Annotated in this window: 20 protein-coding genes; 3 read left to right on the top strand and 17 right to left on the bottom strand. The window is 70.0% G+C overall.

Annotated features, from left to right (window positions below):
- Positions 1-37: 37 nt before the first annotated feature.
- The 3 genes from FDZ84_RS06150 to FDZ84_RS06160 all read right to left on the bottom strand — a co-directional run bounded on the left by FDZ84_RS06150 (position 38) and on the right by FDZ84_RS06160 (position 3,751).
- Complete coding sequence (locus FDZ84_RS06150; protein WP_246868841.1) at positions 38-2,455, bottom strand: penicillin acylase family protein; 2,418 nt, start codon at positions 2,453-2,455, stop codon at positions 38-40.
- 106 nt (positions 2,456-2,561) lie between these two features.
- Positions 2,562-3,224, bottom strand: coding sequence for a TetR/AcrR family transcriptional regulator (locus FDZ84_RS06155; protein WP_168585099.1), 663 nt, complete (start codon positions 3,222-3,224; stop codon positions 2,562-2,564).
- A gap of 128 nt (positions 3,225-3,352) precedes the next feature.
- On the bottom strand, positions 3,353-3,751 hold the full coding sequence (locus FDZ84_RS06160; protein ID WP_168585100.1) for an SPW repeat protein: 399 nt from the start codon (positions 3,749-3,751) through the stop codon (positions 3,353-3,355).
- Between the two features lie 243 nt (positions 3,752-3,994).
- Here FDZ84_RS06160 and FDZ84_RS06165 point away from each other — a divergent pair, with 243 nt between their 5' ends.
- Positions 3,995-5,803: a M protein gene (locus FDZ84_RS06165; RefSeq protein WP_168585101.1), complete on the top strand. Its 1,809-nt coding sequence runs from the start codon at positions 3,995-3,997 to the stop codon at positions 5,801-5,803.
- A 211-nt stretch (positions 5,804-6,014) separates the two neighbouring features.
- Here FDZ84_RS06165 and FDZ84_RS06170 read toward each other — a convergent pair whose 3' ends face one another.
- From FDZ84_RS06170 to FDZ84_RS06235, 14 genes are all read right to left on the bottom strand, one after another.
- On the bottom strand, positions 6,015-6,446 hold the full coding sequence (locus tag FDZ84_RS06170; RefSeq protein ID WP_246868842.1) for an alpha/beta fold hydrolase: 432 nt from the start codon (positions 6,444-6,446) through the stop codon (positions 6,015-6,017).
- A 121-nt stretch (positions 6,447-6,567) separates the two neighbouring features.
- The gene (locus FDZ84_RS06175; RefSeq protein ID WP_168585102.1) at positions 6,568-8,376 is read right to left on the bottom strand and encodes a GAF domain-containing protein; all 1,809 of its coding nucleotides are present in this window, start codon (positions 8,374-8,376) and stop codon (positions 6,568-6,570) included.
- Between the two features lie 4 nt (positions 8,377-8,380).
- Positions 8,381-9,709, bottom strand: coding sequence for an MFS transporter (locus tag FDZ84_RS06180; protein ID WP_168585103.1), 1,329 nt, complete (start codon positions 9,707-9,709; stop codon positions 8,381-8,383).
- Positions 9,710-9,738: 29 nt separating this feature from the next.
- Positions 9,739-10,491 carry a 3-hydroxybutyrate dehydrogenase gene (locus tag FDZ84_RS06185; RefSeq protein ID WP_168585104.1) on the bottom strand — a complete coding sequence of 251 codons (753 nt, stop codon included), beginning with the start codon at positions 10,489-10,491 and terminating at the stop codon, positions 9,739-9,741.
- A 297-nt stretch (positions 10,492-10,788) separates the two neighbouring features.
- Entirely contained in the window at positions 10,789-11,538 is a 750-nt protein-coding gene (locus FDZ84_RS06190) for an alpha/beta hydrolase (protein WP_168585105.1), read from the bottom strand.
- A 45-nt stretch (positions 11,539-11,583) separates the two neighbouring features.
- Positions 11,584-11,898 (bottom strand): hypothetical protein, encoded by a 315-nt coding sequence (locus tag FDZ84_RS06195; RefSeq protein WP_210435448.1) that lies wholly within the window; start codon positions 11,896-11,898, stop codon positions 11,584-11,586.
- Positions 11,899-11,920: 22 nt separating this feature from the next.
- On the bottom strand, positions 11,921-12,904 hold the full coding sequence (locus tag FDZ84_RS06200; RefSeq protein WP_168585106.1) for a hypothetical protein: 984 nt from the start codon (positions 12,902-12,904) through the stop codon (positions 11,921-11,923).
- A gap of 162 nt (positions 12,905-13,066) precedes the next feature.
- Entirely contained in the window at positions 13,067-13,744 is a 678-nt protein-coding gene (gene dhaM, locus FDZ84_RS06205; RefSeq protein WP_168585107.1) for a dihydroxyacetone kinase phosphoryl donor subunit DhaM, read from the bottom strand.
- Positions 13,741-14,379, bottom strand: a complete 639-nt coding sequence (gene dhaL, locus FDZ84_RS06210) for a dihydroxyacetone kinase subunit DhaL (RefSeq protein ID WP_168585108.1) — start codon at positions 14,377-14,379, stop codon at positions 13,741-13,743. Before dhaL ends, dhaM begins: the two co-directional genes overlap by 4 nt.
- 13 nt (positions 14,380-14,392) lie before the next feature.
- Positions 14,393-15,388, bottom strand: coding sequence for a dihydroxyacetone kinase subunit DhaK (dhaK, locus tag FDZ84_RS06215; RefSeq protein WP_168585109.1), 996 nt, complete (start codon positions 15,386-15,388; stop codon positions 14,393-14,395).
- A 161-nt stretch (positions 15,389-15,549) separates the two neighbouring features.
- Entirely contained in the window at positions 15,550-17,064 is a 1,515-nt protein-coding gene (locus FDZ84_RS06220) for an aldehyde dehydrogenase family protein (protein ID WP_168585110.1), read from the bottom strand.
- A 70-nt stretch (positions 17,065-17,134) separates the two neighbouring features.
- Entirely contained in the window at positions 17,135-18,115 is a 981-nt protein-coding gene (locus FDZ84_RS06225; RefSeq protein WP_168585111.1) for a DUF3558 family protein, read from the bottom strand.
- A 115-nt stretch (positions 18,116-18,230) separates the two neighbouring features.
- A complete protein-coding gene (locus FDZ84_RS06230; protein ID WP_168585112.1) occupies positions 18,231-18,488 on the bottom strand; it encodes a hypothetical protein in 258 nt (85 codons plus the stop codon).
- Between the two features lie 31 nt (positions 18,489-18,519).
- A complete protein-coding gene (locus tag FDZ84_RS06235; RefSeq protein ID WP_210435654.1) occupies positions 18,520-20,202 on the bottom strand; it encodes a sodium:solute symporter family protein in 1,683 nt (560 codons plus the stop codon).
- Positions 20,203-20,500: 298 nt separating this feature from the next.
- Here FDZ84_RS06235 and FDZ84_RS06240 point away from each other — a divergent pair, with 298 nt between their 5' ends.
- Both FDZ84_RS06240 and FDZ84_RS06245 read left to right on the top strand, forming a co-directional pair.
- Positions 20,501-20,683: a hypothetical protein gene (locus tag FDZ84_RS06240; protein WP_168585113.1), complete on the top strand. Its 183-nt coding sequence runs from the start codon at positions 20,501-20,503 to the stop codon at positions 20,681-20,683.
- A 617-nt stretch (positions 20,684-21,300) separates the two neighbouring features.
- Complete coding sequence (locus FDZ84_RS06245; RefSeq protein ID WP_168584078.1) at positions 21,301-21,762, top strand: hypothetical protein; 462 nt, start codon at positions 21,301-21,303, stop codon at positions 21,760-21,762.
- Positions 21,763-21,767: the final 5 nt, after the last annotated feature.

Here is a 21,767-nt window from a genome sequence, read left to right on the forward strand (position 1 = left end):
CACAGCAACCGCCACAGCAACCCGAAAGACTCACGGCTTATGTCGCCGGGAGCAGCAGCATCCGGCGTTCGGCGATTTTCTCGACGGCCGCCCGGCTGTAGGCGAGCGGGAAGTACTTCCCGGTGCGCCAGGATTCGGCCAGGTCCCGGTAGTGCGGGTCATCCGGGTCGCCGGACTGGCCGGGGGTGTTGACCGCGATCGACGAGTCCCAGTTCCCCACGTCGAGGATCATCCGGAACGACGGGCCGTTGGTCTGCCGGAAGTCCTGGGTACGGTACGACGACTGGTTCACGGTGTCCGGCGAGCCGCCGCGCGGCAGCGGGCCGACGTTGAACCGGGCGCGATCGGAGTCGTCGAACGCCCCCGACGCCGGGTGCCCGAAGAAGCTGTGGTGCAGCTTGCCCCACCTCCAGTTCCCCTCGCCGCGCCCCAGCAGTTCCTGCACCTCGGCGTAGGCGGAGCGGAGCGTGTCCAGCAGCAGCCGGTCGCGGGCCGCCGCGTCGGGCAGCCACCTGCCGGGCTTCTCCAACTCGCCCAGCAGCACCAACGTGTCGGCGTCCTCGATCACCCCGGCCGCCTTCGGCACCGCGGCGCGCACGAATCCCGGCCCGAGGTGCTTCGCCAGCCACACCTCAAACAGCGCCGCGGCGTTCGAATCGGCGGCCTCCACGGCGTCCCACCCGAGCAGCAGGCGCAGCGCGCGGCGAAGACCGGACTCGCCGCTGTCCAGATTGGACAGCAGCGCGATCAGTCGCCGGGCCGGGATGGACAGCTGGTCGTTCTGCAGCGCCGCGGAATCGGCCACGCTGTGCTTTTCCTGCCGCGAAAGGACCTCGACGATCCGCTGGTGCCGGAACGGGTTGGTCCACTCGAACCCGAGGCCCTTGTCCTGGTACTCCGGCGGCAGGTTGAACTGGTTCGCGGTGGCGATGAACCCGTCCGCCGGGTTGAGCTGGCGCGGCAGGTCGTCACCGGAGTAGAAGCCGTTCCACTCGTAGCGGCCGTCGCCGGGCACCGGCAGCAGGCCGTCGTAGCCGACGCGCCTGGGTGCCAGGCCGCCCGGCACCCAGCCGATGTTGCCCTTCACGTCGGCGTAGACCTGGTTTTCCGTGGGCGCGCCCCAGTTGCACATCGACTTGGTGAACTCGTCGAAGTTGCGGGCCCGCATGTAGGAGACGCTGCCGAAGTAAGGCGACATGCCCGGTTCCATCCACCCCGTCCGCACCGCGTACGCCAGGTTCCGCCGCTCGTCCACGCGGATCACCGGCCCGTGCCTGGTGAAAGCCAGTTCGACGGTGCGCTCAGCCTCGTCGCGCACGGCCACCTTCTCGCGCCGGATCGTCATCGACTCCCACCCGTCGCGGTACCGGTAGCGGGTGCGGTCGTCCGGGTCGAGCTGGTAGACGTACAGGTCTTCCTGGTCCATCGGGAAGATGGTGAGCCCGAACGCGATGGTCCCGTTGTGCCCGATGGAGATCCCCGGCAGCGCCGGCTCGCCCGCGCCGATGACATCCAGGCCGGGGGCCGACAGGTGCGCGATGTAGCGCAGCGACGGAGCCGAGTAGGCCCGGTGCGGGTCGTTGGCCAGGATGGGGCGTCCGGTGGCGGTCCGCTGCCCGCCGATCACCCAGTTGTTGCTGCCTTCGGTGGTCGCGTCGCGGAGCGCCCTGGTGATCGCGCCGTTGGTGAACGCGACCTCCTGGGTGGCCAGCTCGAAGACCTCGAGCACGTCCGCGGGCATCGCGCACGGGTCGAAGCCATCGGGCACGGTCGTCCGCCGATCGGGCTGCAGGCCCTGCCGGACCAGGTCGGCGTCCACCCCGGCGGCGCAGGCCACCTTGGCGCGCTTGACCTCGCTGGTCAGATTGCGGGTGAGCCCGTGGCTGCGGATGCGCACCACGTCCTCCGGTTCCCACCGGGCGGGCACGTATCCGAGGATGCCGAACTCGGGCGGCAGCTTCTCCGGGTGCTCGTCCAGCCAGTCCAGGTAGGCGTTGATCCCAGCGGTGAACTGCGTCGCGATCCGCCGCGCGTCCTTGGCGTAGCGCGCCCATTCCACGTCCATGTCGCCCCGGTAGAGGAACAACCTGGTGGCGCGGTCCTGCTCGACGTAATCCGGGCCGAGCACCTCGGCGAGCCGCCCCAGGCCGCGGCGGCGCCACAGGTCGATCTGGAACAGCCGCTGCCGCGCGGCGTTGAAGCCCTGGGCGAGGAAGACGTCGTCCTCGCTGGTCGCGTAGAGGTGCGGGACGCCGTAGCGGTCCTCGATCAACTCCACCGGGGCCCGCAGCCCCCGCACCCGGTAGTGCAAGTCACCGGCGGCCGAGCCGCTGGGAGTCGCATCCGCCGCCGTCGCCATCACGCCGGCTCCGGCGATACCGGCAGCCGTCGCGACGAGCCCTTGCCGCCTGGAAAACCGAACGTGCCCAACACCCTCCACCACAACCTCCCGCATCGGCCAACTGCAGGAGTTCTAGCGCGGGCAACGATCTTTCACAAGGTTGAAAGAACTTCAGGATCAGTTCAGTGACGCCGCGAAAAATGAGCGCTGAGGAGGAAAATCAGGCGGGCTTGATCTTCCGCGGCTTACCGACGCTCAGCTCCAGCGCCCTCGCGACGAAGCTGATCTCGCGGTCCAGCTCGTCATCGTGCGCGCCGTGCCGGGCCACCGAGTGCCGGTGGTTGACCACCCTGGCCAGCAGCACGGCGGCGGTGTCGATGTCGCAGCTCACCGGCCCCGGCGGCAGCGCCAGCTCGATCACCCTGCGGATCAGCTCCACCACCGTCCGGAACCGCCGCTGCAGCGCCTGCCGCACCGCGACGTGCGTGTCCGCCTCCCGCCACAGCAGGTGGCTGAGCAGCAACGACGACTCCAGCCGCGCGTCCAGCTCGCCGACCAGCCGGCGCAGGCTGCCCGCGACATCGCCCCGGACCGCCACCCGATCGGATTCCACCAGGTCCTCGGGCAGCCGCTCCACCAGCGCCGTCAGCAGGTCCTGCTTGCGCCGGAAGTAGTAGTGGATCAGTCCTTTGGGGACCTCGGCCCGCTCGGCGATCCGGGAGGTGGGCGTGGCGTCGAAGCCGTGCTCGGCGAACAGCTCGCCGGCCGCGGCCAGGATGCGCTCCCGCGCGGACTCGCCCTGATCGCCCTGCGCCGCCTCGACGAGTTCGTCCGAAGTGGACGGACGCTTGCGGGCGCCGCGATCACCCGGTGCCTGCGCCATGGATCCGACCTCCAACTTCCGGCCGGCTTCCACCGGGCGAGTTGACCAAAAGAACGCGCGGCCCGGACGTTACCGCCGGACCGCGCTGTGTCGCACTCGCGAGTGGTCGTGATCGTACGAGCGACCACCTAATGCTGGCCGGCCACCCCGCGGTGTGCGGCGTTGGCCTCGGGCAGTGCGGCGGCACCGGCGATGACGGCCAGGACGCCGACGATCCAAGAAGTCCACGAGGCTCCCGTGAACATGCTGTAGCCGAGGACCCACGGCGAGATGAACAGCAGCACACCCAACAGCATGTGGCTGTATTCGCTGGTCATCGACCCCGGCACGGCGAGCGACCACACGCTCGCGATCAGCAGCAGCGCACCCAGCACGATCATCGCAGACATCGCCGACCCATTCGTCGACGTCCACATCGTCGCGAGGATCAGGTAGGCGCCCAGCACCACTCCGGCCCAGTCCTGCCAGCGGATCCACGGTTTGACAGTCGAACCGCTCGACCTATCCGCCACGTCGATCACCTCCACTGCACCCGACTTACGCCTCCATCTTCACCCTTGGTTGGCCAGCCGGTCAAGAGTCCGGTACCCGCCCCGTTCGCCACTTCCGCCGACGGACCGGGATCCGCCCTCCGCGGGTGACCACCGGCACCCCGCGGCGAAACCTCCTCCGGGGTGCTCGTCGGAGGGTTCCGCGCCGGGCGAGGAAAATCCGGCGGATACGTGCCACATCTCCCACAACAACGTCGTCTTCCAGGTAACTTGGTTGCCATGGGCCTTGCCGACGACCGCGATTTGCTGCCACTGGGATCGGGATTCGACCTCGCTCGCAAGAACGGCTACGACCGCGCCCAGGTCGATGAGCACCTCGAGCGACTCGACGCCGACATCCGCATCCTCTCCGCGGATCGCGACGCCGCGGTCTCCCAGGCGCGGGATCTGTCGAAGCAGCTCGAATCGGCCCGGTCCGAGATCGAGAACCTGCGCGGCCAGGTCGAACGGCTCGCCAAGCCGCCGACCACGCTGGAAGGCCTCAGCGAGCGGCTGCAGCGGATGCTGCGGCTCGCCCAGGACGAGGCGAACGACATCCGGGGCCGCGCCGAGAACGACGCGGCCCAGATCCGCGCGCGCTCCGAGTCCGAGGCGAACAACCTCCGCAACCGCTACGAGCGGTTGATCTCCGAGGTCGACAGCCGACGCAGCGAGATGGAGACCGAACACCGCTCGCTGATGGACAAGGCCAAGGCCGAAGCGGGGCGGATCACCCGCGAGGCCGAGGAGAACCGCAAGCGCGCCGACCAGGAGGCCGAGGCCCGCCGGACCCAGGTCGAAGAAGACTTCGAGATCGCGATGGCCGCGCGCCGCAGCGAGTCCATGCGGACCCTCGCCGAGCAGGAAGCCACCAGCAAGGCCGAAGCCGAGCGCCGCGTCCGGGAAGCGACCGAAGAGGCCAACCGCCGCCTACGAGAAGGCACCAACGAGGCGCACCGCCGGGTCCGCGAAGCCACCGACCAGGCGAACCGCATGGTCACCGACGCCACCGCGAAGGCGGAGCAGCTCACCCGCGAATCCACCGAGGCCGCCCAGAAGCGCGAACGGGAAAGCACGGAAGCGGCCCAGCAGCTCACCCGCGAGTCCACCGAGGCCGCGCAGAAGCGCGAACGGGAAAGCACCGAGGCCGCGCAGAAGCGGATCCGCGAGAGCAAGGCGGAAGCCGAGCGGCTGGTCCGCGAAGCGACGGAGAAGTCCGAGCGGCTGGTCCGCGAAGCGACGGAGAAGTCCGAGCGGATGGTCCACGAAGCGACGGAGAAGTCCGAGCGGATGGTCCACGAAGCGACGGAGAAGTCCGAGCGGATGGTCCGCGAGTGCACCGAAGAGGCGACCCGCCTCATCGACGAAGCGACCCGCGAGAGCAAGCGCCTGGTCGCGACGGCCCGCGAGGACTCCCAGCGCCGCCTCGGCACGACCACCGAGGAAGTCCAGCGCCGCCTCGCCAAGGCCGACAAACAGGTCCACTCCCTGACGGAACTGCGCGAATCGGTGGCGAAGAAGCTCCGCGACGCCGCCGAGATGCTCGGCCAGACGACGCCCCTCCTGGAACGCCTCGCCCAAGAGGATTCCGAAGAGGACAAGCTCCGGGAAGCGGCGGCGGAAGCCCGGGAACAAGCCCGCGAGGACGCCGAAGCCGCCCTCGCCCGAGACTCCCGCGACGACGCGGCGAAGCCGGGCAACGCGGCGAAGCCGGGCGGGGCCGCGAAGTCGGGCGGGGCCGCGAAGTCGGGTGACCAGGCGAAGCCGGCGCCCGAGGCGACGAAGTCGCCGCAGGCCGGAGCCGCGAAGCAGGTCGAGGCACAGCCTGCGAAGCAGGCGAAGCCGAAGGGGCAGGGCGGCAAGCCGTCGGGTGGCGGCGCAGCCGTCGACGACGGGCCGACGGAGCAGATCCACCGGGACACGGCCCGCGGCCATGGCCCGCACGACGAGCCGACGCGCCGCATCCAGCTGCCGGTGCCGGACGGCAAGGGCCAGCAGCGCTCCCACAGCGCCACCCGCATCGACGCCACCAACCAGCAGCGTCGGTGACCGCAGCTCCTGACGAGCCAAGACCTTCGCGAACTAGTGGCCCGCTCGCCCTCGAGTACTGGTCGGACCCACGACAGGCGGCGGTCCGGCGTGTACTTCGTGCGGCCCAGCGGCGTCCGCTTCGGATCACTTGAACTGCTCGGCCGTTTCGAAGATGTCGCCTGATCGCAGCATCGAGCGGGATGCCCGACCACCGGGCGAGAACTAGCGCTCAGCCGAGCCGGGAAAGCCGGGGGCGGACGGCTTCGGCGAATGCGTCCGGCGACTCGATCGACGGCAGGTGCCCGGCACCGGGCAGCGTCACGAGCTCGCTTCCTGACAGCGCGCCGGCGAGTTCGCCCGCGTTCTCCGGCGGCGTCAGGGTGTCCTCCTCGCCGACGACCACCAGCGCCGGGCCGGTATTAGGACCGGAGGGTTTCGACACCCTCGGGGCGTCCCGCCATCGCCGGCTGCGCCCAGGCGACACCATCCGCGGACTGGGCGTAGACCAGGTCCCGGACGCTGGCGACGACCTCTGGTCGTCGTTCATCGAGCATCCGCCCAGGACGACCTGCGGTAGCTCCGACCGGTCCAGCAGGGCCAGGATGTCGGCGGCCGCGCCGGAACCGTCCAGCGCGCTCTCGCCGAGCCCCCGCTGGTCCACAGGCCGGGCGCCGTCGCGGACGCTCGCGGCCGGACTTTCCGCTACCGACCCCACGCGCCGCCGCGGCGAAGGTCGCCACCTGGCCGTGAGTGATTTTGGGTGCCATAGCACCGGAAAACGCTCACGGGCGTTGGGCTGGGCGGATCCGCGAGGCCTGCAAATTGTGCAGGCGCAGTGCGAGTTGGATCTCCAGCGCTCGGTCCGGCGCTTGCCAGTCGCAGCCGAGCAGGGAACCGACGCGGTCCAGCCGCTGCACGACCGTGTTGACGTGCACGTGCAGGGCGTCCTTGGCCCGGGTGAGGTTCGCCCCCGCGGCGAAGTAGGCGTGCAGCGTGTCGACCAGTTCGGTGCCTCGCCGGGCGTCGTAGTCGAGCACCGGTCCGATCGTTCGGCGCACGAAACCGCCCAAGTCGGTCTGCTCGCCCAGCAGCACGCCGAGGAACCCGAGCCCGTCCATGGCCGCACCCTCGCCGATCCGGCCGAGCGCGAGCAAGACGCGCAGGCAGCGGGCCGCTTCGGCGTGGGCCGCGGCGATCTCCTGCGGCCCACGCGCCGGACCGGCCGCGCCGACGGTCACCGGCGTGTCCACGATGGATCGCAGTTCGGCGGCGATGCGGGACGCCGTCGCCCCCGGATCGCCTGCGGGCACCAGGAGGACGACCTCCTCGGCGTGCATGCCGGCGAGCGCGGCGCACCTGCCGGCCGCCACCGCCAGCCGCGTGCGGGGCACCCTGTCGGCGTGCGCGATGAGCACCGCGTGCGGCTCGACGAGGTCCAGTCCGAGCCGCTCGGCGCGGGCGAGCAGCGCGCCCGGGTTACGGTCGGGCGAGGTCAGCAGGTCGGTGAGCAGCTCGCCGCGCACCTCGTCCTCCGCTTTCGCCACAGATCGGCGCAGCATCAGCAGCAAGGCGGTGACCACCGCCGCCCGCTCGAAAAGCCGCCGGTCCGCGTCGACCAGATCCGCCCGCCCGACCAGCACGATGCTGCCGAGCAGTTCCGGTCCGGCCTGCACCGCACACACCCAACCGTCCGATGTGGACACTGCACGACCGGCTGCCCGAGACGTCGCGACCGCTTCCGCCGACGGCTCGGGCGGCGCGGAGCCCGAACCCGTCAGCTCGGTGCCGTCCGCGTCGAACATCCCGATCGCACCACGCAGCACATCGGCTACCGCCGCGGCCACCTCGGGCACGTCGCCGCCGCGCAGCACCAGATCCATCAGCCGGTCGTGGGCCTCCTCCGCGCGGTGCAGGGCCTCGCTGTGCGCGCTGATCTCCTCCAGCAGCGCGGCGTTGTCCAGCGCGATCGCGGCGTGGTCCGCCAACGAGGACAGCAGGGCGACCTCGTCCGGGGTGAACTCGCGGCGTGTCCGGTCAGAGGCGTAGAGCACGCCGATGACCTGGTCGCCGAGCGCCAGCGGGACGCCCAGGATCGCGGTCAGCCCCTCGTCGCGGACCGCCGAGTCGATCGGCCCGGTGTGCCGGAACCGCTCGTCCGCGAAGTAGTCGTGGGTCGCGTACGGCTGGGCGGTCTGCGCTACCAGCCCGCCCAGCCCCTCGCCCATGCCGAGCGTGACCTTCTGGAACAACCGCGACACCGACCCGTCGGTGACCCGCATGTAGGTGCGGCCGGCGACCTCGTCGTTGAGGCTCAGGTAGGAGACGTCCACCCCGAGCAGCGTGCGGCCGCGGCGCACGATCGACCGAAGCACCGCGTCGGTGTCCCGGAGCCTGGCCAGGTCGCTCGCGGTGTCGAACAACGCGCTCAGCTCGGCCTCGCGGCGGCGGTGCGCACCTAGTGTGCTGTGGACCCGCAGCGCCAGCGCGGTGACCTTGCCCAGCTGCGGGTTCTCGACCGCCACGTGCGCCAGCTGCTCGCTGCTCGCGCCTGCGGCGAGCAGTTCGAGCAGCCGGACCACGTCGTCGTTCACCTGCTCATCTTGTCACTGCTGCACGGGCTTCCGGTGCCTCGTCGTGCAGCGAGCTGCCCGCCGTCTCCTTCGCCAACACGACCGCGACCAGCGTGATCGCGCACATCGTGAGGACGTAGACCGACACCGCGACGGTGCTGCCGAAGCCCTGCAGCAGCGCCACGGCGACGATCGGCGCCAGCGCACCCGCGGCGATCGAGGACAGCTGCCCGCCGATGGAAAGCCCGGTGTAGCGCACCCGGGTCGGGAACTGCTCGGCGAAGAACGCCGCCTGCGGCCCGTACATCGCGCCGTGCAGCAACAATCCCACGGTCGTCGCGACCGTGATCACCACGGCCGATTTGCTGTCCAGCAGGGCGAAAAACGCGAAGCCCCACGCCGCCATCGCGACTGTTCCGAACAGGTAGACCGGCTTGCGCCCGATCCGGTCGGACAGCGCGCCCCACAGCGGGATCGTCGCGAAGTGCAGCAGCGAGCCGATCAGCACCGCGTTCAACCCGACCGACTTCGGCAACACCAGCGGACCGGTGACATAGACCAGGATGAAGGCGGTGAGCACGTAGTACGACACGTTCTCGGCCATCCGCGAGCCGATGGTGACCAGCACCTGACGCCAGTGCGACCGGAACACCGCGACCACCGGGACGGTCTTGGTCTCTTCGCGCTGCTCGGCCTTCGCCTGCGCGGCCAGGAAAACCGGCGACTCGCTGACCGCGAGCCGGATCCACAGGCCGATCACCACCAGCGCGCCGGAGAGCAGGAACGGAACCCGCCAGCCCCAAGCCAGGAACGCCTCGTCGGACTGCGTCGCGGCGAGCACCGCGAGCACCGCGGTGGCCAGCAGGTTCCCGCCGGGAGCCCCGCACTGCGGCCACGACGCCCACAGCCCGCGGCGCCGGTCGTCGCCGTGCTCGGACACGATCAGCACCGCGCCGCCCCACTCGCCGCCCAGCGCGAAGCCCTGGACCAGCCGCAACAACGTGAGCAGCAGCGGCGCGACCACGCCGACCGCTGCATAGGTGGGCAACAGTCCCATCGCGCAGGTGGAACCGCCCATCAGCAGCAGGCTGAGCACCAGCAGTTTCTTGCGCCCGATCCGGTCGCCGAAATGTCCGAACACCAGCCCGCCCAGCGGCCGGGCGAGGAACCCGATGGCGTAGGTGGTGAACGCCAGCAGGGTGCCGGTCAGCGGATCCGCCTGGGGGAAGAACAGGTGGTTGAACACCAGCGCGGCGGCCGAACCGTAGAGGAAGAAGTCGTACCACTCGATGGTCGTGCCTATCAGGCTGGCTCCGACGACCCGCGCGATCGAGCCGTTCTGGTTGCTGGCCAAGGGAAACACTCCTTTGTGTCTGGGCCGGGTCAGGCGGCGGTCCAGCCGCCGTCCATCGGTACGGAAGCGCCGGTGACGTGTGCCGCGTGCTCCCCGCAGAGCCAGCGCACGAGCTCGGCGACCCGATCGGGATCGATCAGCCGCTTGAGCGCGGCGCGGTGCAGCAGGATCCGCTCGACGACATCGGACTCGTCGAGGCCGTGCGCGGCGGCCTGCCCGGCGATCTGGTCGCGCACCAGCGGCGTGTCGACGTAGCCGGGATTCACGGAGTTGCTGGTCACGCCGTGCTCGGCACCCTCCAGTGCGACCACTTTGGACAGTCCTTCGAGCGCGTGCTTCGCGGCGACGTAACCGGCCTTGAACTGGCTGGCCCGCAGGCCGTGAACGCTGGAGACGTGCACGAGCCGGCCCCAGCCCCGGGAGTACATGTGCGGCAGCACCTTGCGGGCCAGCAGGAACGGGGCGGTCACCATCACCTGCTGCATGCGGACGAAGGTCTCCGGCGGGAACTCGGGCAGCGCGGCGACGTGCTGGAAACCCGCGTTGTTGACCAGGACGTCGACCTCGGCGGGAAGCGAGTCGACCGCTGAGGCATCGGCAAGGTCGACGACGTGCGCCCAGCCTCCGACGTCGGCGGCGACCCGCTCGGCGGCGGGCTGATCGAGATCGACGATGTGCACCTTCGCCCCGGACTCGGCGAGGGCCCGCGCGCACGCTCGCCCGATGCCGCTGCCCGCGCCGGTCACCAGCGCAACGCGCCCGTCCAGCCGGTTGTCACTCATGTCACAGGACGTTAAGCGGCGAGCCCCGCAACGCCTATGTGTGCAGACACCACAACATCACTGGCTTCCATGGCCCTGTTCCCCATGACTGGCGCCGGGCGGGTGCCAAACCGCCCGGCACCGGGTCGGCGTCAGCTCACCGCTAGTCACCGCTAGTCACCGCTAGTCCGCCGCTAGTCCGCCGCTAGTCCCCGGTCGACGGGCAGGACGACCCCGGTCGCGTAGGCAGCGTCGCTCCTGGTCAGCTGCAGCACCCACTACCAAGGGAACCTTCCTGTCGCCCGCAAACCGGGGCGGTCAGGAGTCGATGATGGTGACCTGGCGGGTTTCCGACGGACCGTCCCAGGTGCGCGGCAGCGGCGTCGGCACGTCCGGCGCCACGACCCGCACGATCGCGTCCAGCGCGGCCTCCGCCTTGCCTACCCACAGGTGCTTGGTGTCCGGGAAGCCGGTCACCTCGGCCTGCGGGATCGCCGCGAACCGCCGGCGCGCCTCGTCCGGGCGCAGGTAGTCATCGAACTCCGGGATCAGCGCGTGCACCGGCTTGCCCGATTCGGCCCAGGCCGCCAGGTGCTCCTCGGTGCTCCAGCGCAGCGGGGGGGAGATCAGCACCGCGCCCTCGACCAGCGGGTCCAGGCCATGCACCAGCGTCAGGTCGGTGCCGAACGACCAGCCGACCAGCCACACGTTCGGCAGGTCGTGGAACTCGGCGAACTCCAGCGCCGCGGCCACGTCGAACCGCTCGCTGTTGCCGCCGTCGAAGCTACCCTCGCTGCGCCCCGCCTCGCTGACGGTGCCGCGCGTGTTGAACCGCAGCACTGCGAGGCCGGCGAGCGCGGGCAGCCGGAACGCCGCCTTGCGGTAGATGTGGGAATCCATCATGCCGCCGTGGGTGGGCAGCGGGTGCAAACAGATCAGCGTCGCCCGCGGCGGCCGGGACTCCGGCAAGGCCAGCTCACCAATCAGCTCCAGCCCGTCGGCCGTGTGCAGGGTGATCTGTTCGCGGCGGGCCGGCAGCATCGTGTTGGCGCGGATCTCGGTGCTCATCGCCCCGATCCTGCCACGAACGAGTGGCAGACATGGTGTGACGTGCTACGCCCAGCGCCGCGTCGGCCCGCGCCGACCGCGCGCGTTCCAGCATCCGTTGTGCCAGTGGCGCCGGTCCGCGACGCCGCCCTGCTCCGCTTCCGGCCAGGCCACCACGTGCGCGATGCCAGGTCTGATCTCGTGGTCGCAGCCCGGGCACCGGTAGACCTTCGTGGCCTGCGCGGCCGGCACGGTGCGCACCATCCAGTCGCCGTCCGGGCCGTGTTCGACGCGGGACATGCCGAACGCGGTGCCCATCGCACGGTGGCTGGTGTCCTGGGTCAGGCCCTTGGGGCGCTGTGGTCGGTTACGTCGAGGCACGTCCGCAACGGTAACGGCCCGGCTACGGCGCGGACGTCGGCAGGTGCGGCCAGACCTGCCCGGCCAGCCCGCGGGCGTACTCGCACGCATCGATGCCGGTCATGCCTGGAACGGCCACGACCAGCATCGCCACCTCGACCTGACCGGCGGCGGGGTCGCCGAACGGGAGGCGCCCGGTTTCCGCGGAGCACAGCGGAACCTTTGGGTCACCGCCTACGATGCTGAGCACGGTGCGCCGGTCCGCGATCGACTCCTCGACGGCGGCGCCGTGCAGGACTTTCGGCGGATCACCGGCGGTGTGCAGGAACTGGACCCGCGGCGAATCTGCCTCCGGCGCACCCCACATGCACTGGTGCCCGGCCGGGGTCGGCTGCGGTTGCGCCTCTTCCAACCCGGGAATCTGCTGCACGGCAGCGGAATCCAGCAGCGTGCACGGATCCACCAGGGCGAGCGAGTTCGCCGCGTACGCCCGGTGCCCAACCCGGTGCTGTTCGAGCGCGTCGACCGCCGCGTCGGCCCCGGCCTGGGCGATCGCGCAGAGCCCGGCGGCCGGGTCGCCGACCAGCAGATCGGCGCTGACCTGCATCGCGATGTTGTCGGCGAAAAGGATCTGCCGGGTGCAGTGCCCGGGCAGCGGCGCGTCCTGCACGATCCGCAGCGACCCGCGCTGGACGACCGGGCTGCCCTGCTGGTTCGGGACGGTGTCGGCGAGTTCCCCGATAGCGAGCTGGACCAGCGAGCCGTCATTCGGCTTCACGTGCAGCAGGCAGTAGTCCAGCGACACCGTGCCGGCATTCTCGGTCTGCCCCAACCCCTGCAGCGTGGCCGGATCGGCCAGCGTGCAGGGGTCCACTGTGCGCAGATCGCCGAGTTCAGCTCGGGCCGTGCCCGCATCGCTTTGCCGGCTGCCGGACTGGCTGGGCGGTGGGGTCTCCGGCGTGCACCCCGCCACCAGCAGCACCAGGAGGAGCAGCAGCGGCATGCCTCGGTGGCGGAGAAGCGACATCAACTCACCCTAACCGCGCCCGCGCCCCAACGGCCAGCCACACCGCTGCCGACGCGAGCAAGGGAACCTTCCTGTCACACCCGGCGCTGCAGGGTCGGAGCAAGGGAACCTTCCTGTCATCCGAGACGCCGGTGGCTCGTCGAGGCTCCGTCCGGGAGCCGGCTACTCGTCGAAGTTGCGGTTGGCGAGGTCGAGGATGCGCTCGACCGCTTGGCGCGCGTCCGGGCCGTTGGCGTGCAAGACGATCTGGTCGCCCTTACGCGCGCCCAGGCCCATGACGCCGAGCACGCTGGACGCGTCGGCTTCCTTGTCGCCCAACGAGATCGTGACGTTCGCCTGCAACCCGGTCAGGCTCCGGGCCAGCAGGGCCGCCGGGCGGGCGTGCAGGCCGACTTCGTTGGCCAGTTCCAGTTCCTGGCGGACTTCCTCTTCCGCCGTCGGCGCGCCCGGTTCGGCGAGCTCGCCGCCCTCGGCCGCCGCCTCGGCGGCCCGCGCGACTCCCCGCATGTCGCCGCCGCCTTGCGCCGCGACGGCCGCGGCGACCGCGCCCTCCACGAGCGGCGCGTCGACGACGAGCGCGGTGCTCGGATCTCCCAGCGATTCCACGGCGAGTTCGGCGAGCATCTGCGCGCTGCCCAGGTCGTAGAGCACGACGGCACCGGCACCGGTGTTGGCGTCCGAGAGGGCGGCGGACACCTTCTCGAAGTCTGTGCCGAGGTTGCCGTCCGGCAGTCCGCCTGCGGGCATGACCCGCACGTCGGGCGCGACCTGCCGGGCGAGTTCGACGACGCCTTCGGCGAGCCGGGTGCTGTGCGAGACGATGACCAGTCCGACGTTCATGAGCGGGACCTCGTGGCTTCGGCGAATGCGGACAGCAGCAATGCGGTCGAGCGCGCGCCTGGGTCGATGTGCCCGGCGCTGCGCTCGCCGAGATACGACGCGCGTCCCTTGCGGGCCACCAGCGGTTCGGTCGCCTGGGTGCCCTGGTGCGCGGCTTCGGCGGCGACGGCCAGCACTTTCGCCGCGCTCTCACCGGATTCCGCGGCGCCCTTGGCAGCTTCCACCGCCGGCGAGAGGGCGTCGACCATCGTCTTGTCGCCGACGGCCGCCCGGCCCCGGGCGACGACGCCTTCCATCCCGGCCTGCAGCGCCTTGGCGACCGCCGCGCCGTCGAGCTCCTCGGCTGCGCCGACCGCGGCCGCCGCGCGCAGGAACGCCGTGCCGTACAACGGTCCGGACGCGCCGCCGACGGTGGAGATCAGCACGGTGGCGGCCAGCTTCAGCACCGCGCCCGGCGTCTCCGGCGCCACCGTGTCCACTTTGGACACGACAGCGCGGAAGCCGCGGTCCATGTTCTCCCCGTGGTCGGCGTCGCCGATCGCCCGGTCCAGCTGGATCAGCTCGTCGCGGTGCTCGGCGACGGTGGCCGCGCCCGCACGCAACGCGACGACCACATCGTGTGCAGTGCAACCCATCCCGCGTTCTCCCTCACCAGTGCAGCGCGGCGGTGTGCACCGGCGCGTCCCAGAGCTCGGTCAGCTCGTCATCCAGCTTCAGCAGCGTCAGGCTCATGCCCTGCATCTCCAGGCTAGTGATGTACGGCCCGACCAGGCGGCGCCGGACACGGATGCCGCGCTCCGCCAGCAACCGCTCGGCGATGCCGTGCGCGAGGTAGAGCTCCAGCAGCGGGGTACCGCCCATCGAGTTGGTGAACAGCAGGACGTCGTCCCCGGAAGCGAACGGCAGGTCCTCGACGATCGGGTCCAGCAGCCGCCGGACGATTTCGTCCGCCGAGGCCAGCGGCACCCGGGCCCGGCCGGGCTCGCCGTGGATGCCGATGCCGATCTCCATCTCGTCCGCGGCGAGGTCGAAGCTCGGCTGGCCGACGTGCGGCACGGTCGGCGCGTTCACCGCCATGCCCATCGAGCGCACCTGCGACACGATCCGCTTGGCCAGCTCTTCGCACCTGTCCAGGTCCGTGCCACGCTCGGCGGCAGCGCCGACGATCTTCTCCACCAGGACCGTGCCGCCCACGCCGCGCCGACCCGCGGTGTGCGTGGAGTCCTTCACGGCCACGTCGTCGTCGACGATCACGCTGCGGACCTCGACGCCGTCCATCCCGGCCAGCTCGGCGGCGGTCTCGAAGTTGAGCACGTCACCGGTGTAGTTCTTCACGACCAGCAGCACGCCCGCGCCGCCGTTGGTCTCATCGATCGCCGCCTGCACCGCATCCGGGGTGGGTGAGGTGAACACCGGGCCCGGCACCGCCGCCGAAAGCATCCCCGGCCCGACGAACCCGCCGTGCAGCGGCTCGTGCCCGGAGCCGCCGCCGGAAACCACCGCGACCTTGCCGGACACCGGGGCGTCCGCGCGCACGATCACCGCGGGATCGGTGCGGACACGGAGCAGGTCCGGATGCGCGGAGGCCATGCCCCGCAGCGACTCGGCGACCACGTCCGCCGGATCGTTGATGATCTTCTTCACCCGCTGGCCTCCTTGCCTGCCGCACCGACGCCGGGCGCCGATCGACTAACCGTCGACTCCGCACCCCAACGCCCGGTCGCGGGGTGCGAGAGCAAGGGAACCTTCCTGTCACCCACAGCGCAAGCCCAGGCGAAACGCCGAGTCGATCAAGCGGAGTCGGATCAGCGTCCGCGCACCAGCCGCATCAGCCGCGCCACGCGCCGGACGGTGCCCTTGGCCCGGCCGAAGCTCATCGGGTTCAGCGGGAGCCGGTACCGGAGCCGGGTCACCGACTGCGGCCGGGCGAACTCGCGCAGCCCGTCCGCGCCGTGGATCCGGCCGAACCCGGAGTCGCCGACCCCGCCGAACGGCAGCGACGGCACACCGGCGAAGGCGATCACGGAGTTCACCGCGACCATCCCGGTGCGCAGCTGCCGCGCCAGCTCGACGCCCCGGGCCCGCGAGAACACCGACGCACCCAGGCCGTAGCGGGAGTTGTTGGCGCGGGCCACGCCCTCGTCGGCGTCGCGAACCCGCTGCACCACGATGGTCGGCCCGAAGGTCTCCTCGGTGACCGCGGTGGAGTCCTCCGGCACGTCGGTGAGCACCACGGGCTCGACGAACGGGGGACGCACCGAATGCTCGCCGCCCACCACGGCCCGGCCGCCGCGCTGCAGCGCGTCGTCGATGTGGCCGCGGATGATGTCGACTTGGGAGGGCATCGTGATCGGGCCGAAGTTGGCGCCCGGCTCACCGCCCGGACGCAGCTTCCCGGCCCGCTCGGCGATCATCTCTAGGAGCCGGTCCGCGACGGCGTCGACGACGTAGACCCGCTCCACACCGATGCAGGTCTGCCCGGCGTTGGACATCGCGCCCCACACGGCCGCATCGGCGGCAGCGGCCAGGTCGGCGTCCGCGTCAACGATCAAGGCGTCCTTGCCGCCGCACTCCACCAGCACCGGGATCAGGTTCTCCGCGCAGGACGCCATCACCCGCTTGCCGGTGGCGGTCGAACCGGTGAAGGCGACCTTGTTCACCCCGGAGGCGCAGAGCGCCGCGCCGGTCTCGCCGAAACCGGTCACCAACTGGAAGACCGGGTGCTCGGGCACCGCCTCGGCGAAGCTGTCCACCAACCACTGCCCGACGCCGGGGGTGAGTTCGCTGGGCTTGAACACCACCGCGTTGCCCGCGGCCAGCGCGTAGGCGATCGAGCCCATCGGCGTGAACGCCGGATAGTTCCACGGGCCGATCACGCCAATCACGCCGTACGGCAGGTATTCGACGGTCGCGGCCTGGTTCGCCATCAGGACGCCGGAGGAGACCTTCCGGCGGCGCAACACCTTTTCGGCGTTGCCCGCCGCCCAGTGCAGTTGGTCGATCACCAGGACCAGTTCCAGTTTGGCGTCGTCGAGCGGCTTGCCGGTCTCCGCGCAGACGACGGCGGCCAGCTCGTCGACGCGTTTGGAAAGCAGCTTCCGCCACGCGTCGAGCCGCTGCTTGCGCCCGGAGAAGCCGAGCTCGGCCCACCCCGGCTGGGCCTCGCGCGCCACGGCCACCCGCGCGCCGACCTCCGCCACGTCGTGGATCGGGTGACGCCCCACGACCTCACCGGTGCGGGGGTCGATCGATTCGAACGTCGGTGGCTCCTCGGTCGTCCCGTTGGGCATCTCGACGCTGCCACGGGCGGTCTGGGTCATCGCCGGCCTCCCCACCTTTACGTCGGTCGTTGTCATCGTGAAGCCTACGGAATTCGGTGGCGGACCGGGATCATGCGGTCGGCAGCTTGGCCCGCACCTGTTTCGCCAGATTGGTCGCGTTCACGCAGGGATTCATCGGGATCCGGCCCATGTTCGTGATCTCGATCTGCACGAACTCGCTCTCGCCCGCCGCGTTGGCGTTCTTGCGGTGCTCCCACTCGACCGCGCAGGTCGGCGGGTCGGAGCTGCCGGGCACCACGAGGCCCGGCACGCCGGCGAGGTCCACCGGCGCCAGCGGGCTGCCGTCCAAGGCACCGACGCCGAAGTTGATGGTCACCATCACGGAGTTGTCCGCCGACCATTCGCAGGAGTAGAGCCCTTCCCCACCGGCCGAATTCGCCGGGCTGCCCATCGCCGCGTCGCGGATCGCGGCCGGGTCGAGGATCTCGCACGGGTCGAACCCGGCCAGCCCACCCGACGAACGGGGGCTGACCGGCGGTTTCGTCCGCACCACGTCGACGACGTCGGTCAGGATCTGCACGGCCGGCGAGCAGACGTCCGCCTGCTCACTGCTCAGCTGGATCTCCAGCCCGCGCGGGTCGGCGAACTGCTCGGCGTCGGCGCCGGCGTACGCCACGGACGTGAAGCAGGAGCCCGAACCGTTCTCGTAGATGGCGGCGGGCAGCCCGCCGATGCGGTGCGCCCCGACATCGGACACCTTCTCGTCGAAGTAGAGCGTGACGTTGAACGACTTGCCATTGCGGTCCTTCATGTAGTTCGCGCAGGTCCCGAGGCCGTCCGGGGTGAATTCCGGGGCTGGTGCGCCGAACCTGCCCAGGTCGATCGCCTGCAGCGTGGCGCACACGTCCACCCCGCGCAGCCGGTCCGGCGCGAAGGCCTGGTCCAGCAGCCCGGGCTTGTTCAGCTCGAACTTCGACACCTCGACGGCCCGCCGGGCCGAGGTCGACTTGCCGTCCGCGGCGCAGCCCGCCGCTGCGAGCGTGGTGAGCGCAGCGAGCAGCGCGACGATCGAGGTCACTGGTCGGGGCACGGCGATCACACTATCTAGCCGATCGGCCATCGTGGACGGGAACCCGCGGATCCGCCGGAACGCGGACGGCGTCCGCACCCGGGGGTACGGACGCCGTCACGGCGGGTGCTCGCGCCTATTCCCCGGACGTCCCGGCCTCGTCGGGCACCACGATGGGGCGCAGTCGCACCCAGGTCACGAACACCACCGCGAAAACGATCATTCCGATGCCGGCCCAGAGGTTGATGTTCACCCCGGCGGACTTGTCGATCTCGGCATGCGGCTGAACCACGCCCACGATGGTGAGCACGATGCCGTAGATGCCGAACAGCAGCGCGATTATCGTCCGAATGTCGAAGGCACCAGCGGTGTGCCCCGAACCCCGGCTCGCCATGGGGAGACCTCCTTGTCTGCTTCGGTCAGCGTCAGCCGAAGACGATGTTGAGGGCGATGATCAGGACCAGGGCGATCCCGGCCAGCAGACCCGGCCGCCGGTACCAGCCCGCGTCCTCCCCGCTGGTCGCGGCCTGCCGGCTGGCCCGCGGCGTCAACGAGTACACCAACCCCGCCAACTCCGTCTCCGGCTTCGGACGCGTCGCCAACGACACCACCACGCTGACCACGATGTCCACCACGAACGCCGCACCCGCACCCACGAAACTCGCGCCCTGCCCCGGCAGGTCCAGCACCCCCGACTCCGACAGCCCGAACACCACCACCGCCGACACCGTGCCCAGCACCAGACCCGCCCACCCCGCATGCGGGGTCATCCGCTTCCAGAACATCCCCAGGATGAACGTCGCGAACAACGGCGCGTTGAAGAACGAGAACAACTGCTGCAGGTAATCCATCAAGTTCGAATAACCCGCCGCGATGAACGCCGTGCCCACCGCCGCCAGCGTCGCCGCCACCGTCACCGAGCGACCCATCCGCAGGTAATAACCATCCGCCCGGTCCCGCACCACGTACGACTGCCAGATGTCATAGGTGAACACCGTGTTGAACGACGACAAGTTCGCCGCCATCCCCGCCATGAACGATGCCAGCAACCCGGCCAGGGCGATCCCCAGAATCCCGTTCGGCAGCAAATCCCGCATCAACAACAAGATCGCATCGTTGTAATCCACACCCCCGCCACCGGTGCCACCGGCCTGCTTGTACGCCGCCAACTCCGGGATCAGCACCGCCGCGATCATCCCCGGAATGACCACGATGAACGGGATGAACATCTTCGGGAACGACCCGATGATCGGCGTCCGCTGCGCCGCCGACATGCTCTTGGACGCCATCGCCCGCTGCACCTCGACGAAGTTCGTCGTCCAGTACCCGAAGCTGAGCACGAACCCCAACCCGAACACCAGACCCACCGCGCTCAGCACGCTGTTGTCGAACCCCGTCAACTGGGTGCCCGGCCACGCCGACAGCTGCGCCGCACCCCCCGGACCCGCCGACACCTTCGCCACCAGACCTTGCACACCGCCGACCTTCACCAACCCCACGATCGTCAACGGCAACAACGCCGCCACGATCACGAAGAACTGCAACACCTCGTTGTAGATCGCCGCCGACAACCCGCCCAACGCCGTGTACGACAACACGATCGCCGCCGCCAGCAACACCGACAACCACAACGGCCAACCCAGCAACGCATTCACGATGCTGGCCAGCAAATACAGGTTCACACCCGCGATCAGGATCTGCGCCACCGCGAAACTGATCCCGTTGACCAGATGCGCCGCCTTCCCGAACCGCCGCAACATGAACTCCGGAACACTGCGCACCTTCGAGCCGTAGTAGAACGGCATCATCACCACGCCCAAGAACAGCATGGCCGGCACCGCACCGATCCAGAAATAATGCATCGTCGGCATCCCGTACTCGGCACCATTCGCCGACATACCGATGATCTCGATCGCACCCAGATTCGCCGAGATGAACGCCAAACCCGTCACCCACGCCGGCAACGCCCGCCCCGACAAGAAAAAGTCCAGACTGGTGGAAACCGCACGCCGCGCCAAGTACCCAATACCCAGCACAAAAGCGAAGTACAACGCCAACAACGCAAAATCCACCGCGTTGGCGTCAAGCAGCTGACCCCGGGCTAGCACCACCGTCACGCCACCTCCAGACCCAACAAACTCGAACGACAACCACCACGTTTGCGACAGCAGCCGGACAGTACCGCACAGTGGGACGGATCACATCGAACCGGCACCATTTCGTTGAAACTCGACACTAAATCGATCAGGCGACTTCCGCCCGATGAGACGCCCCGCCGATCACCCGCCGCACAAGGGAGCGCGACCCGCCGCGGCCATGCGAGTGATCTGCAAAAAAGCGCTCCCCGCAACGGAGTGTGACCGGTATCGTCACTGTTGGCACATGCGCAGCGACGGGGGTGAAGCTGTGAACGCCCGGATCGATCTGGCGATCATCGCCGGACTCGCGGACGACCCGAACGACCAGACCGGGAACGACGCACAACCAGCCCGCGGCCGAGCAGACCCCTTCCTCCGGCACTTCGCCGGGCTGCTGGACCCGTGGACGGCCGTGCGACTGCGCTCCTGCGGCAAGTCCGACCGCGGCTGACTCGGGGTTGCGCTACGCGCCAACGCCGTTGCCGGCCACTCTGCCTCCAGCCGGTCCGCCAGTGCGTGGTACCGCTCGTGCCAGGCTATGTGGCATATCTGGCGGGTCTTGTGGGGGCAGAAGCCGGCGGTGACCGCTGCGGAGGCGGCGCAGAAGTGCCGGGTGCGCTGGCGAGTGGCAGGAGCGGCAGGGCTGTTTGTCGCCGGTTTCAAGCGACAGGCCTCTCTGACGTGATCGGGGTTAACGGGCCTTGGCTGCAACGCCTCGGTGGCGTGGTCACGGTGCTGATGGGGCTGGTTTCTCGGGCTGATTACCGCCGTTGCAGCGTGACATTCGTCTGCACCGTGCCCCCGGCGCCGGGCTGCTGGCGGCCATTGCTGGGCGGGGTGTTAGGACTGGGATGGACTCCGTGTCTGAGCCCGACGCCCTACCCTGATCAGGGTGCGGCCAGCGGGAGTCCGGGCACGGATCCAACAGCTCCAGGAAGACGAACAGCAGATGCCCGTCCACACCCGGAGCAGGCGCCGCAGCGGGCGCTGACCTGGTTCATTCACGGCTGTGCGTTGCTGGCCTACGCCGACGAGGGCGCTAGCGGCGTCGTGGAGTCTTATCGGTCCGTGCTGGTTTTTCTGGACGACCCGATCCAGCGCCGGAGCACCAGCGTGTGGGAGCAGGCGGGATTGGAATGCCTCGCCCGACTCCGGGAGCCACTAGCCGAGGTCGCTGCGGATCCGCAGCGGCACGCCGCGCGCGACGAGGAGATCGCCGCGCCGGCGCTGCTGCGGATCCCGCCCACGGTTCTGGTCGGTCGCGCTACGCCTGACGCCTACTTCCCGATGGCGTGCCTCAACGCCGCGGGATCTCTGCGGGAGGAGGCCATCACCCCGTATCAGGCGGTCACCCTGATCCGCGGTGTCGGCTTCTACGAGCCAGCGCAAGAACGCGATCTGCTCACGACGATGCGCACGCTGCGCACTCGCTACGAGGACCGACCAAGCGACCGTACGTCTCTCGATAACGAGATTCGCCGCAAGCTCCAATCCTGGGAATCGGCATACCGTAACCACGACAGTCATTAGCCACG

Source organism: Saccharopolyspora sp. ASAGF58 (assembly GCF_012277335.1).
Classification (GTDB): Bacteria; Actinomycetota; Actinomycetes; order Mycobacteriales; family Pseudonocardiaceae; genus Saccharopolyspora; species Saccharopolyspora hattusasensis.